The organism is Arthrobacter sp. S2(2024) (assembly GCF_036662515.1).
Taxonomy (GTDB): Bacteria; Actinomycetota; Actinomycetes; order Actinomycetales; family Micrococcaceae; genus Arthrobacter.
The window spans coordinates 66,832-79,919 of record NZ_JAYKZI010000009.1 but is presented as its reverse complement, the minus strand read 5'-3'; the positions used below and the strand labels follow the sequence as shown (position 1 = coordinate 79,919).

Sequence of the window (13,088 nt, the reverse complement as noted above, 5' to 3'; positions counted from 1 at the left end):
CATGAGCACTGTGGACAGCTTCGGTTCCAAAGGCGTACTGAATGTAGCCGGCACCGATTATGAAATTTTCCGGTTGAACTCCGTTGAGGGCGCAGACAGCCTTCCGTTCAGCCTTAAGGTATTGCTTGAAAACCTCCTGCGGACGGAAGATGGCGCCAATATCACGGCCGACCACGTCCGCGCCTTGGCCGGCTGGGACCCGGATGCCCAGCCAGACACCGAGATCCAGTTCACCCCGGCCCGAGTCATCATGCAGGACTTCACCGGGGTTCCCTGTGTGGTTGACCTTGCCACCATGCGTGAAGCCATCAAGGACCTCGGCGGCGACCCCAAGCGCGTCAACCCGCTGGCTCCGGCTGAGATGGTCATCGACCACTCCGTGCAGATCGATGCCTTCGGCAACTCCGGCGCGCTTGAGCGCAACATGGAGATCGAATACCAGCGCAACGGCGAGCGTTACCAGTTCCTGCGTTGGGGCCAGACTGCTTTCGACGACTTCAAGGTTGTCCCCCCGGGAACCGGCATCGTCCACCAGGTCAACATCGAATACCTGGCACGCACCGTCATGACCCGCGAGGTTGACGGCGTCCTCCGCGCTTACCCGGACACCTGCGTCGGCACGGACTCCCACACCACCATGGTCAACGGCCTGGGCGTGCTCGGCTGGGGCGTTGGCGGCATCGAAGCCGAGGCCGCCATGCTTGGCCAGCCCGTTTCCATGTTGATCCCGCGCGTTGTCGGCTTCAAGCTCACCGGCTCCATCCCCGCCGGCGCCACCGCCACGGACGTCGTCCTGACCATCACCGAGCAGCTGCGCAACCACGGCGTGGTCGGCAAGTTCGTGGAATTCTACGGCGAAGGCGTTGCGGCCGTGCCGTTGGCCAACCGCGCCACCATCGGCAATATGAGCCCGGAGTTCGGCTCAACGGCAGCGATGTTCCCGATCGACGACGTCACCCTCGAGTACTTGCGCCTCACCGGCCGCTCCGAGCAGAACGTCGCCCTGGTCGAGGCCTACGCGAAGGAACAGGGCCTCTGGCACGATCCCTCGCACGAGATCAAGTTCTCCGAGTACCTCGAGCTCGACCTGTCCACGGTTGTTCCCTCGATCTCGGGCCCGAAGCGTCCCCAGGACCGGATCATCCTCACCGAGTCCAAGGCGCAGTTCCGCGAGGACCTGCGCAACTACGTGAAGGAAGACCTGGCCGACGGAAGCCTGGACGAAGCGATCGACGAGAGCTTCCCGGCCTCCGATTCGCCGTCGTTCACCGCCACCGCGACGCACCTGTCCGACGTCGCGCCGCACGGACACGGCCCGAAGTCCAACGGTCGTCCGTCGAACAAGGTGAGCGTCACAACAGCTGACGGCCGCGAATTCGAACTGGACCACGGTGCCGTTTCGATCGCGTCGATCACGTCCTGCACCAACACGTCAAACCCGTCGGTGATGCTTGCTGCCGCGCTGCTCGCCCGCAACGCCGTCGACAAGGGCCTCACGTCCAAGCCGTGGGTCAAGACTTCGGTTGCTCCCGGCTCCAAAGTTGTCACCGACTACTACGAGAAGTCCGGCCTGACCCCCTACCTGGAGAAGCTCGGCTTCTACATCGTGGGCTACGGCTGCGCCACCTGCATCGGCAACTCTGGACCGCTCGACGCCGAAATCTCCGAGGCCATCCAGGCCAACGACCTTTCCGTCTCGGCTGTCCTCTCCGGCAACCGCAACTTCGAAGGCCGCATCAACCCGGACGTCAAGATGAACTACCTGGCCTCCCCGCCGCTGGTCATCGCCTACGCCCTGGCCGGAACCATGGACTTCGACTTCGACGCCGATCCGCTAGGCCAGGACCAGGACGGCAACGATGTCTTCTTGAAGGACATCTGGCCGAACCCGGTCGAGGTCCAGAAGGTCATCGATTCCTCGATCGACAAGGAAATGTTCGCCCGCGGCTACGAGGGCGTCTTCGACGGCGACGATCGCTGGAAGGCACTCGACACTCCGGCAGGCGACACCTTCGCCTGGGACGCCAAGTCCACCTACGTGCGGAAGCCCCCGTACTTCGAAGGCATGAAGGCGCAGCCGGAACCGGTAACGGACATCGCCGGAGCCCGCGTGCTGCTGAAGCTCGGCGACTCCGTCACCACCGACCACATCTCCCCGGCCGGTTCTTTCAAGTCGGACACCCCGGCAGGCCAGTACCTTCTGGCCAACGGCGTGGAGCGCAAGGACTTCAACTCCTACGGTTCGCGCCGTGGCAACCACGAGGTCATGATCCGCGGAACCTTCGCGAACATCCGCATCAAGAACCAGCTGCTCGCTGACTTCAACGACGGTGCGGGCGTCGAGGGTGGCTTCACCCGCGACTTCACCCAGGCGGACGGCCCCCAGGCCTACGTCTACGACGCTGCCCAGAACTACCAGGCAGCCGGCACCCCGCTGGTGGTCCTGGCCGGCAAGGAGTACGGCTCCGGCTCGTCCCGTGACTGGGCTGCCAAGGGAACCGCGCTGCTGGGCGTCAAGGCTGTCATCGCCGAAAGCTACGAGCGCATCCACCGCTCCAACCTCATCGGCATGGGCGTCCTCCCGCTGCAGTACCCGGCCGGCGAATCGGCTGCGTCGCTCGGCCTGGTCGGAACGGAAACGTTCTCCGTGGAGGGCGTCACCGAGCTGAACAACGGCACCACGCCGCGGACGCTCAAGGTCACGGCAACGGCCGAGGACGGCAGCACCAAGTCCTTCGACGCCGTGTTGCGTATCGATACGCCGGGCGAAGCGGACTACTACCGCAACGGCGGCATCCTGCAGTACGTTCTGCGCCAAATCTCGGCCCACTAGCCGATACCGGCGCGGGCTCCGCCTGCGCCAAAGGCAAAAGCTACAGCCCCGGCTGGTCATCGACCGGCCGGGGCTGTAGCCTTTCCTGCGGCTTGGTTCCGGCCAAGGCGTTAGAGTTGTATAGCACGTCAACCACCCTAAGGAGGGGCCGTTGGGACTCTTGGAGACAATCCGGAACCCGCAGGACCTGAGCAAGCTCACCGGTCAGCAGCTGGAGCAGCTTGCAGGCGAGATCAGGACTTTCCTCATCACCAACGTCGCCCAAACGGGTGGTCACCTTGGACCGAACCTTGGCGTGGTGGAACTCACCATGGCCATCCATAAGGTCTTCGATTCGCCGCGCGACAGCATCGTTTTCGACACCGGCCATCAGTCCTACGTCCACAAATTGCTGACCGGCAGGCAGGATTTCAGCACCCTCCGGCAGCAAGGTGGCATGTCCGGCTACCCCGATCGTGCCGAGTCCGAGCACGACATCGTGGAAAGCTCCCACGCGTCCTCCTCTTTGTCCTGGGCCGACGGTATCTCCCGTGCCCGCCAGTTGACCGGCGAGGGCGACCGCTGCGTTGTCGCCGTCGTCGGAGACGGTGCGCTGACGGGCGGCATGGCCTGGGAGGCAATCAACAACATCGCCGCCGACAAGCGGCGACGCGTGGTGATCGTCGTCAACGACAATGGCCGCTCCTATGCCCCGACGGTCGGCGGTCTTGCCGACTACCTCGCTTCGCTGCGCCCCACGATCGATTCCTTCCGGGCAGCCCCCACCTATGAAGTGGTGTTGGACTGGTGGAAGAAGAAACTCCAAAGCGGCGGCCCGATCGGCCAGTTCACCTACAGGAGCCTGCATGCCATGAAGAAGGGCATCAAGGACTGGTGGGCTCCGCAAGGCATGTTCGAAGACCTCGGCATGAAGTACATCGGCCCTGTCGACGGCCACAACATGCGTGCCCTTGAGCACGCGCTGACTACCGCCCGTAATTACGGCGGCCCGGTGATCGTCCACGCCATGACTGAAAAGGGGCACGGCTACGCGCCTGCCCTCGCCAACGAGGCGGACCAGTTCCACGCCGTCGGGATCATCGATCCCGAAACCGGCGAACCCACCGAAGCGGGTGGAGCCCGCTCGTGGACATCCGTGTTCGCTGAGGAAATCGCGGACATCGCCGATGAGCGCGAAGACATTGTCGGTATCACCGGGGCCATGCTGATCCCCGTCGGGTTGCACAAGTTCGCGGAACGGCACCCGGAAAGAGTGATCGACGTCGGGATCGCCGAACAGCACGCCCTCACCTCGGCCGCAGGCATGGCCTTCGGTGGACTGCACCCCGTCGTCGCCGTTTACGCGACGTTCCTGAACCGTGCCTTCGACCAGCTCCTCATGGACGTCGCCCTGCACAAAGCCGGAGTGACGGTCGTGTTGGACCGCGCCGGCGTGACGGGCCCGGACGGGGCCAGCCACCACGGCATGTGGGACATGGCGATGGTCCAGATCGTTCCAGGGCTGCACCTCGCGGCTCCGCGGGATGCCAGCCGCCTGCGGGAAGAACTTCGCGAAGCGGTTGCCATCGCCGACGCGCCCAGCGTGGTGCGCTTCTCCAAGGGCAGCGTGGGAAGCGAGATCGAAGCGATCGAACGGCTTTCCGACGGCGTCGACGTGCTCGCGCGCCGCCCCGAAGGCTCTACCGAGAACGATGTCCTGGTTGTCAGCGTAGGCGCAATGTCCGAACTCGCCCTCGACGTCGCGTCCCGGCTCGGATCCCAAGGCATCAGTTCCACCGTGGTGGATCCGCGGTGGGTCCTGCCTGTACGCAAGTCCATCATCGCCCTCGCTGCCCGGCACCGTTTGGTGATCTGCATCGAAGACGGCGTCCGGGCAGGCGGCGTCGGCTCCCGGATCCGCCAGGAGATGCGCGCGGCCGGCGTGGACACGGCCCTCAACGAAGTGGGGCTTCCGGTCGAATTCCTCGACCATGGAACCAGAAGCCAAGTCCTTGAGCGCGTGGGCCTTACCGCCCAACAGATAACGCACGACGTCGTCGCGCAGGTCCTGGGGACAAAGGTGCCTTTCGCGCGGCCCCTGCCAGGACAAGAACACCCCAGCACAGGCAGTCTCCCCAAACTGTGAACCGCCTGTTCAGCGCAGTATCCAACAAACAGGCACCCTTCGACGGCACAGGTCCGAACAGCACCTGCCCGGAGTGGTTCAGAAAAGGACAGGCATGAGCGGCATCATCCGCACCTATAAGCGCGACGACGAAGCGGTCCTGCATTTCCGGGAAGCCTGGTATGACGACGAATTCAAGCAGTTCGTCATCAACCACGGGGTCGTAGGACACCAGAGCAGCACTGACGAAACCGACGTCGACGACGAATCCGCCGTCGAAGGCCTCATGACGGCCTTTGCCGCGCAATGCGAAGAGGATGGCTACGCGGAGATTCCCGAGACCGAGCAGTTTTGGGTGGTCGCTCAGATCGCGCTCAAGACGAAGGACGGCACCGACCGCGACCGCTATCTTGAACGCAAGGCGAAGGCCGCCCTGACGAGCGAACTGGCCTGGCGCGGTTTGGGTACCGTGGATCGATCCGATATCAGCGACTCGAAGCTCAACATTTTCTGCCTGTGCCCGGATGTCAACAAGGCCGTCAACGCCATCAAGGTGTGCATCAGGGGAGAAGACCTGGACTTCACCAAGCTGAGCATCGCGGCGGCGCCCCATGCCGAACCCACCGCATTCAAAGTAAAACACTCGCCGAAAACGGGCGCGGGCTTTACCCTCTAAGGACCACATCACCGCTTCGAAGGGACACGCATGGCGCCCAAGAGCAACTGGCCCGGACACACTCCGCTGCCCAAGGGCTTGTCCGCTCCCGCACGAAGGGCACTCGCCCACGAAGGTCTGGAAACCCTGGAACAACTCGCCGAGTTCGGCGAGGGACGGGTCGCGGCCCTGCACGGCATGGGACCCAAGGTCATGGCCCAGTTGCACGATGCGATGGAAGAAGCGGGAATCGCCTTCGGATCCTGAGCGGCGGACCCGCCCCCGCGGTCGTTGTAGGGTGAAACCATGACTGAATATCGCCGTCTTGGAAATTCCGGATTGACCGTCTCAGTAGTCGGTTTGGGGTGCAACAATCTCGGGCGGGCCAATACGGCCACTGAATCGCAGGAGGGTACCAACGCGGTAGTGCACGCCGCCTTGGACGCCGGAGTGACGCTTTTCGATGTTGCAGACGTCTACGGCCGGGAGCCCGGCCTCAGCGAGACCATGCTGGGCGTCGCCCTGAAAGGTCGCAGGGACGACGCCGTCGTGGCCACGAAATTCGGCATGGATATGCACGGCGCCAACGGCAACGATTTCGGCGCCCGGGGATCGCGCCGCTACATCATCCAAGCAGCCGAGGCATCGCTGCGCCGCCTCGGCACGGACTGGATTGACCTGTACCAGTACCACACCCCGGACCCCCTCACCCCGGTTGACGAGACCCTCGCAGCCCTCGATGACCTCGTCACAAGCGGCAAGGTCCGGTACCTCGGCCATTCCAACCGTGCTGGGTGGCAGATCGCCGAAGCCGAATACGTCGCACGGATACAGGGCGGTGCACGGTTCATTTCGACGCAGAACCACTACAACCTTCTGGACCGCCGCGCGGAACTCGAAGTCCTTCCGGCCGCCCAGGCTTTCGGGCTCGGTGTCCTGCCGTATTTCCCCCTAGCGAACGGGCTCCTGACGGGCAAGTATGCTCCAGGCAGCGCCCCGGAAGGATCGCGCCTCAGCCACACGCGGACCAACATGGTCCACGACGCCGACTGGGTCCAGTTGGGCAGGTTCAGCCAATTCGCCAAGGAGCGGGACCTGAACGAACTGCAGCTGGCCTTCTCCTGGCTGGCCGCCCAGCCCGCAGTCAGCAGCGTCATTGCGGGAGCCACCCGCCCGGAGCAGATCGCAGAAAACGCGAAAGCCGTGCGCTGGGTGCCCACGGCGGAAGAACGTGCCGAAATGGACGACATCTTCCCGCGCACGCCCAAGGTAGCCCTTTTCTAAGGAGCGTTCCATGAGCGGGGAGCAGGCAGCGGCTGCAGGCCGGCGCGAATCCGTGAGCTTGCTGGTGGACTGCGACACAGGAATCGACGATGCCCTCGCCATCGCCTACCTGTGCAGCCAGCCGCAGGTGGAACTCGTCGCAGTGAGCAGCACTCCGGGCAACGTCGGGGCGGAGCAGGTGGCACGCAACAACCTGTCCCTGCTCGAGTTGTGTGGCCGCCCTGACGTGCCCGTTGCCATCGGGGCCCGGGCTCCGCTGCGGATCCCGCTGACCACCACGCCGGAAACCCACGGTCCCCAAGGCGTGGGCTACGCCGAGCTACCGGAACCGCGCGGACAACTGAACGGCGTCGACGCCGTCGAGCTTTGGGTCGAAGCGGCCCGGTCACGGCCGGGGGAGCTGACCGCCCTGTTGACGGCGCCCCTCACCAACTTTGCCCTCGCCCTGCGGGCCGAGCCGCGGCTGCCGGAGCTGCTGCGCGGCGTCGTGATCATGGGTGGCAGCTACTACTACCAGGGCAACACGACGCCCACCGCCGAGTGGAACACCCACGTTGATCCGCACGCAGCCGCCGAGGTGTTTGCGGCCTTCTCCGGACTTCCCGAGGAGTGCCTTCCGGTGGTGTGCGCCTTGGAGACCACGGAACGGATCGAACTGACACCCGGGCACGTGGCGGCCTTGGCTGCCGAGGCGGGTTGCACGGAGCCGGAACTTGTCCTCCCGGAGCAGCCGGAGGGACGGCGCAGTACTGCGTCCAACGAACTCGTGCGGCACCTCAGCGATATGCTGCGCTTCTATTTCGAGTTCCACCGAAAGTACGGCCAAGGCTACGTGGCGCACATCCACGACTACTTCGCGGCGTCCGTCGCCGCACGCACTGCCAGGTACAGCACCCGCACGGCCACAGTGCACGTCGAGACGGCGGCCCCCAAGCTCATCGGAACCACCGTGGCGGACTTCCGCGGACTGTGGGGCGAGCCTCCCAACGCGCGCATCGTCTCGGAAAACCACCCAAGCGAAGCCTTCGCCGAACTGGTGCGCGCATTGGGCGGCCTTGCCCGGAGCCTGCCGGGTTCTTGACGCCGGAACGCTACCCGGCGGCCGGCTTCGACGCGATCCCGGGAGCCAGGAAGCGTTTGCCGTTGACACGCTCGGAGGCGCCCACCCGATCCAGATACGGTGTGATGCCGCCCAGGAACATCGGCCAGCCGGCGCCGAGGATGACACAGAGGTCAATGTCTTCAGGCCCGGCCACCACGCCTTCGGACAGCATGAGTCCGATTTCCTCGGCGAGGGCGTCCTGCGTGCGACGAAGGACCTCCTCGGAAGTGGACGGCGTGGTGCCGAAGGACATGAGTGCCAACGTGTCGGCCGGGATGACCGGCTGTCCGTCAGGACCCGGAGCCCAGAGTGACTTCACGCCGTTGTCAACCAACTTCTGCAGGTTCTGGGATACCGCAAAACGCTCGCCGAAGGCAGCGTGCAGCGATTCCTGGACGTGCTGGGCGACCGGAAGGCCTACCATCGCGCTGAGGGTGAACGGACTCATCGGCAGGCCCATGGGGCGAAGCGCCGAATCGGCGACGTCCGCCGGCGTCCCTTCGTCGAACGCGGCAATGACTTCGCCCATGAGCCGCAGCAGGATCCGGTTGACAACGAAAGCGGCGGCGTCCTTGACCAGCACGGCTGTCTTCTTCAATCCCTTGGCGAGCTCGAACGCGGTGGCCAGCACGGCGTCGTCGGTCTTCGGGGCACGCACGATCTCCAGGAGCGGCATGACGGCGACGGGGTTGAAGAAGTGGAACCCGACCAGGCGTTCCGGGTGCTGCAGATCCTCAGCCATCGCCGTCACGGACAGCGAGGACGTGTTGGTAGCGAGGATGCACTCGGGGGAGACAATGGCCTCCACTTCGGCGAAGACCTGCTTCTTGACGTTGAGTTCTTCGAAAACTGCTTCAATGACGAAGTCCGCGTCGGCGAATGCCTCTTTGGAGACGGAGCCGCTGACGAGGGCCTTGGTCCTGTTCGCGGCGTCGGAACTGATCCGCTTCTTGCCGAGCAGCTTGTCCACCTCCGCATGGACGTAAGCAACTCCCTTGTCCACGCGCTCCTGGTCGATGTCCGTCAGGACCACGGGTACTTTGAGCTGGCGTGCGAACAGCAGGGCGAGCTGGCTCGCCATCAGGCCGGCACCGACGACGCCGATCTTCGTTACCGGGCGCGCGAGCTTGCGGTCGGGCGCACCGGCAGGCCGCTTGGAGCGCTTCTGCACGAGGTCCAGGAAGGCGTAGACGGTGGAACGGAACTCATCCGTCTGCATCAAATCAGCGAGTGTCTCGCATTCCAGGGCCGCGGAATCCGCCTTGCCCATGGTCCGGTTGGCCTCGAGGATATCCAGCACCTTGGCCGGAGCCGGTGATGCGTTTGACGTTTTGGCTTCCACGAACGCACGGCCCGCCGCCACGGCGCCGGCCCAGCGTTCGACAACCGAGGGGTCCTCCGGGTCCACGGAGTTGCTCCGATCCGGGACGGCCTCGCCCGCAATCACTTTCGCGGCCCAGGCAATGGACTGCTCCACGAAATCCGCGGGTTCGAAGATCGCGTCGGCAATGCCCAGCTGGAAAGCCTGGGGACCGGTGAGCGTGCGGTTGTTGCTCAGCGGATTCTCGATCATGACCTTGACGGCGTTTTCCGGGCCGATGAGTCGCGGCAGGATGTAGACGCCGCCCCAACCAGGGACGAGTCCGATGAAGGCTTCGGGCAAAGCGAGGGCACCGGCGCCCGTCGAGACCGTGCGGTACGTGGACTGGAGGGCGATTTCGAGGCCGCCTCCGAGCGCGAGGCCGTTGATGAAGGCGAAGCTGGGAACACCCAGATCGGCGAGCGTCGCGTAGACATCGTGGCCCAGTTGCGCCATCCACAGGCCGTGTTCCCGCTCTTCGAGTCGCTTGACCGCAGAGAGGTCCGCGCCGGCCACCAGGAAGTATGGCTTGCCTGTGACGCCGACGCCGACGATCTCGCCGCGCGCAGCGCGATCCTTGAGGCCTTCAAGTACCGTGCCGAGCTCGACGAGGGTATTGGGTCCGAGGGTGGTGGGCTTGGTGTGGTCCAGGCCGTTGTCGAGGGTGATCAGGGCGAACGTTCCGGCGTTGCCGGGGAGTTCGATGTCCTGAACGTAGGAGTGGGTCACGGTCTCGTCCGGGAACAGTCCGGCCAGTTTCTGGAATTCTGCGGCGCTCATGCTGCGGCTCCCTTGCTCTCGGTCTCGACGGCGGTCTCGGTCTCGCTGTTGTAGCTGTTGTGGCTGTTGTAGTCGGGGTGGTGCGGGTTCTCCCAGATTACTGTGGCACCCATTCCCAAACCGATGCACATGGTAGTGATGCCGTACCGGACGGACGGGTCTTCCTCGAACTGGCGGGCCAGTTGATTCATGAGCCGAACGCCGGATGATGCGAGGGGATGCCCGACGGCGATCGCTCCGCCGTAGCGGTTGACGCGAGGGTCGTCGTCGGCGATTCCGAAGTGGTCCAGGAAGCTCAGGACCTGAACCGCGAAGGCCTCGTTGATCTCGAAAAGGTCGATGTCCCCGATGCCGAGTCCGGCGTTCTTGAGGGCCTTCTCAGTGGCCGGGACCGGGCCGATACCCATGACCTCGGGTTCGACCCCCGCGAAAGCATAGGAGACCAGGCGCATTTTCACGGACAGGCCGAGCTCTTCGGCAGCCTCCGCGGAGGCCAGGACTGCCGCCGTCGCGCCGTCGTTCAAGCCGGCCGCGTTGCCTGCGGTGACCCGGCCATGGGCCCTGAACGGCGTACGCAGCTCCGCGAGGTCTTCAACGGTGGTCCCGGGCCGCGGCGGCTCATCGACGGTGTTCACTGTCCAGCCTTGTCCGGGCTTCATCGTGGCGACCGGGACCAAGTCGGGCTGGATCTGTCCCTTGCCGTAGGCGGCGGCGAGCTTTGCCTGGGACGCCGCTGCGTAGGCGTCGGTTCGCTCTTTGGTGATCGCCGGGAAGCGATCGTGCAGGTTCTCGGCGGTGTTGCCCATGTTCAGGGCGGCTGGATCGACGATCCGCTCGGACATGAACCTGGGGTTGGGATCCGCGCCCGCACCCATGGGGTGGTTGCCCATGTGCTCCACGCCCCCGGCGATCACGACATCGTACGCGCCGAAACCGATGCCGCTCGCCGTCGTCGTGACTGCGGTCATTGCTCCGGCACACATGCGGTCGATCGCAAAGCCGGGCACGCTGCGGGGGAGGCCGGCCAGGAGGGCCGCAGTGCGGCCGATGGTCAAGCCTTGGTCGCCGGTCTGCGTCGTGGCGGCGATGGCGACTTCGTCAACGCGTTCGGCGGGCAAGCCCGGGTTGCGTCGCATCAGTTCCCGGATGCACTTGACTACGAGGTCGTCGGCACGGGTGCCCGCATAGATGCCCTTGTCGCCCGCTTTGCCGAATGGCGTCCGGACACCGTCAACGAAAACGACGTCGCGGACTGTCCTCGGCTTGGCGCTGTTCCCGGTTTGGCTCATGTGTGACTCCTCGTTGAGACATAGATGCCGGACAGCCCTCACGGGGGAAGCCGGTGTCATTTACCGCCATGTTACTCGCCAGTAACTTAGCGCGCAAGGAGATCCGCGCTCACATATGACGGCCTTTGGTCCGATCCTCGCTCGCGTATGACCGGTTTCCGGCGGACCCTCGCTCACGTCACCGAGCGGGGGTTGGGCCGGGAGGGCTTGTTTGTGAGCGGGGGTTGGGCCGGGAGGGCTTGTTTGTGAGCGGGGGTTGGGCCGGGAGGGCTTGTTTGTGAGCGAGGGTCCCAGGGGAGGCGGAAACCTCGGTTCAGGGCGCCGGGGTCCGTTCCTTGGACGCCGGGGTCCGCGGCTCTTTGGGCTCCTTGGGGGGCAACGGCTGCGGATTAAGTGACGCCTCGGTGAGGATCGGCGCCGTGATGGCGATTTGCCACTCGCGGGCGCCAAGGGCGCGCAGCTCTTCCGACACGGACTCCACGGTGATGTCCGACGGCGGCCGCCACAGCACGCGCCTCATGTAATCCGGGGTGAGCAGGTTTTCCACGGGAAGCTTGAGCCGATCCGCGGCCTCTTGTAGCCGGGGCCGGGCAGTCCCGAGCCGGGCCGCGGCTTCGGGATCGCGGTCTGTCCAGACACGAGGCGGCGGGGGAGCGTTGGTTGGAAGATGGAGCGGCGGAAGGTCGTCGGTGGTCCTCGCGCCGGCAATGCAGCGCAGCCAGCGTGGTGCTTCGCGCTGTGCCGCCCGTCCGTGGAAACCTTTGGTGGCCAGGAGCTGCGGAACGGTTGTGGGCATGGCCTTGGCGGCGGCGACCAAGGCGGAGTCGGGAATGAGGCGGCTGGGAGCAACATCCCGTTTCCGAGCGAGCTGATCCCGTTCGTACCAAAGTTCGCGCACGGCAGCCAATTGGCGGCGGTCACGGATCTGGTGCAGTCCGGAGGTCTTGCGCCACGGGTCCACCCGCGGGGCGGGAAGGCCTGCTCCGAGGATTCCGGCGAATTCCTGTTCGGCGAAATCCAGCTTGCCATCCGCTTCCAGGAGTTCGATCAGTTCTTCGCGCAGTTCGGCGAGCACCTCGACGTCGAGGGCCGCGTACCGCAGCCAGGGTTCCGGGAGGGGGCGGGTGGACCAGTCGGCGGCCGAGTGTTCCTTGGCGAGGCCGAAGCCCAGGAGCTGCTCTATGACGGCCGCCAGGCCTACGCGGGGCAGCCCGGCAAGGCGTGCGGCGAGCTCCGTGTCGAAGAGCTTGTCGGGCCACATGCCAAGCTCGGCCAGGCACGGAAGATCCTGCGTCGCGGCGTGCAGGATCCACTCGACGCCGCGCAGCGCCTCGTTGACGATTTTCAGGTCATCGAAGGGTTCGGGATCGATCAGCCAGGTGCCTGCGCCGTCGCGCCTGATCTGCACGAGGAAGGCGCGCTGCCCGTAGCGGAAGCCGGAGGCTCTTTCGGCGTCGACCCCGGCGGGGCCGGATCCCGCGGCGATGGCAGCGGCGCACCGCTCCAGGCCGGACAGGGTGTCGATGACAAGCGGCACCCCCTCGCGCGGGGCATCCAGATCGATGATCTCGGGTATTCGGCCTTCGAAGCCGTCTACCGTGATGTGTGGTGTGGGATCAGCAGCCGGAGCGCCGGCTGTGGTGGGTTCCAGATTTTCAGGGGTCATGGTGCCTTCAGTTTA

The 13,088-nt window shown here is 65.2% G+C and carries 9 protein-coding genes; 6 read left to right on the top strand and 3 right to left on the bottom strand.

Annotated elements, in window-relative coordinates:
- Nucleotide 1: 1 nt before the first annotated feature.
- The 6 genes from VLA65_RS16530 (at nt 2) to VLA65_RS16505 (ending at nt 7,957) form a co-directional block, all read left to right on the top strand.
- Nucleotides 2-2,833, top strand: coding sequence for an aconitate hydratase (locus tag VLA65_RS16530; RefSeq protein ID WP_306962474.1), 2,832 nt, complete (start codon nt 2-4; stop codon nt 2,831-2,833).
- Between the two features lie 151 nt (nt 2,834-2,984).
- Nucleotides 2,985-4,958: a 1-deoxy-D-xylulose-5-phosphate synthase gene (gene dxs / locus VLA65_RS16525; RefSeq protein ID WP_306962472.1), complete on the top strand. Its 1,974-nt coding sequence runs from the start codon at nt 2,985-2,987 to the stop codon at nt 4,956-4,958.
- Between the two features lie 94 nt (nt 4,959-5,052).
- Complete coding sequence (locus VLA65_RS16520; RefSeq protein WP_059389101.1) at nt 5,053-5,613, top strand: hypothetical protein; 561 nt, start codon at nt 5,053-5,055, stop codon at nt 5,611-5,613.
- A gap of 30 nt (nt 5,614-5,643) precedes the next feature.
- Nucleotides 5,644-5,859, top strand: a complete 216-nt coding sequence (locus VLA65_RS16515; protein ID WP_028266791.1) for a hypothetical protein — start codon at nt 5,644-5,646, stop codon at nt 5,857-5,859.
- 39 nt (nt 5,860-5,898) lie between these two features.
- Nucleotides 5,899-6,876, top strand: a complete 978-nt coding sequence (locus VLA65_RS16510) for an aldo/keto reductase (RefSeq protein ID WP_284990709.1) — start codon at nt 5,899-5,901, stop codon at nt 6,874-6,876.
- A 10-nt stretch (nt 6,877-6,886) separates the two neighbouring features.
- Entirely contained in the window at nt 6,887-7,957 is a 1,071-nt protein-coding gene (locus tag VLA65_RS16505) for a nucleoside hydrolase (RefSeq protein ID WP_332603112.1), read from the top strand.
- Nucleotides 7,958-7,967: 10 nt separating this feature from the next.
- Here VLA65_RS16505 and VLA65_RS16500 read toward each other — a convergent pair whose 3' ends face one another.
- The 3 genes from VLA65_RS16500 to VLA65_RS16490 form a co-directional block, all read right to left on the bottom strand.
- A complete protein-coding gene (locus VLA65_RS16500; RefSeq protein ID WP_332603111.1) occupies nt 7,968-10,118 on the bottom strand; it encodes a 3-hydroxyacyl-CoA dehydrogenase NAD-binding domain-containing protein in 2,151 nt (716 codons plus the stop codon).
- Complete coding sequence (locus VLA65_RS16495; RefSeq protein ID WP_332603110.1) at nt 10,115-11,407, bottom strand: thiolase family protein; 1,293 nt, start codon at nt 11,405-11,407, stop codon at nt 10,115-10,117. The genes VLA65_RS16500 and VLA65_RS16495 overlap by 4 nt, the downstream gene beginning before the upstream one ends.
- Before the next feature lie 313 nt (nt 11,408-11,720).
- Nucleotides 11,721-13,073 (bottom strand): HRDC domain-containing protein, encoded by a 1,353-nt coding sequence (locus tag VLA65_RS16490; protein WP_332603109.1) that lies wholly within the window; start codon nt 13,071-13,073, stop codon nt 11,721-11,723.
- Between the last annotated feature and the right edge of the window lie 15 nt (nt 13,074-13,088).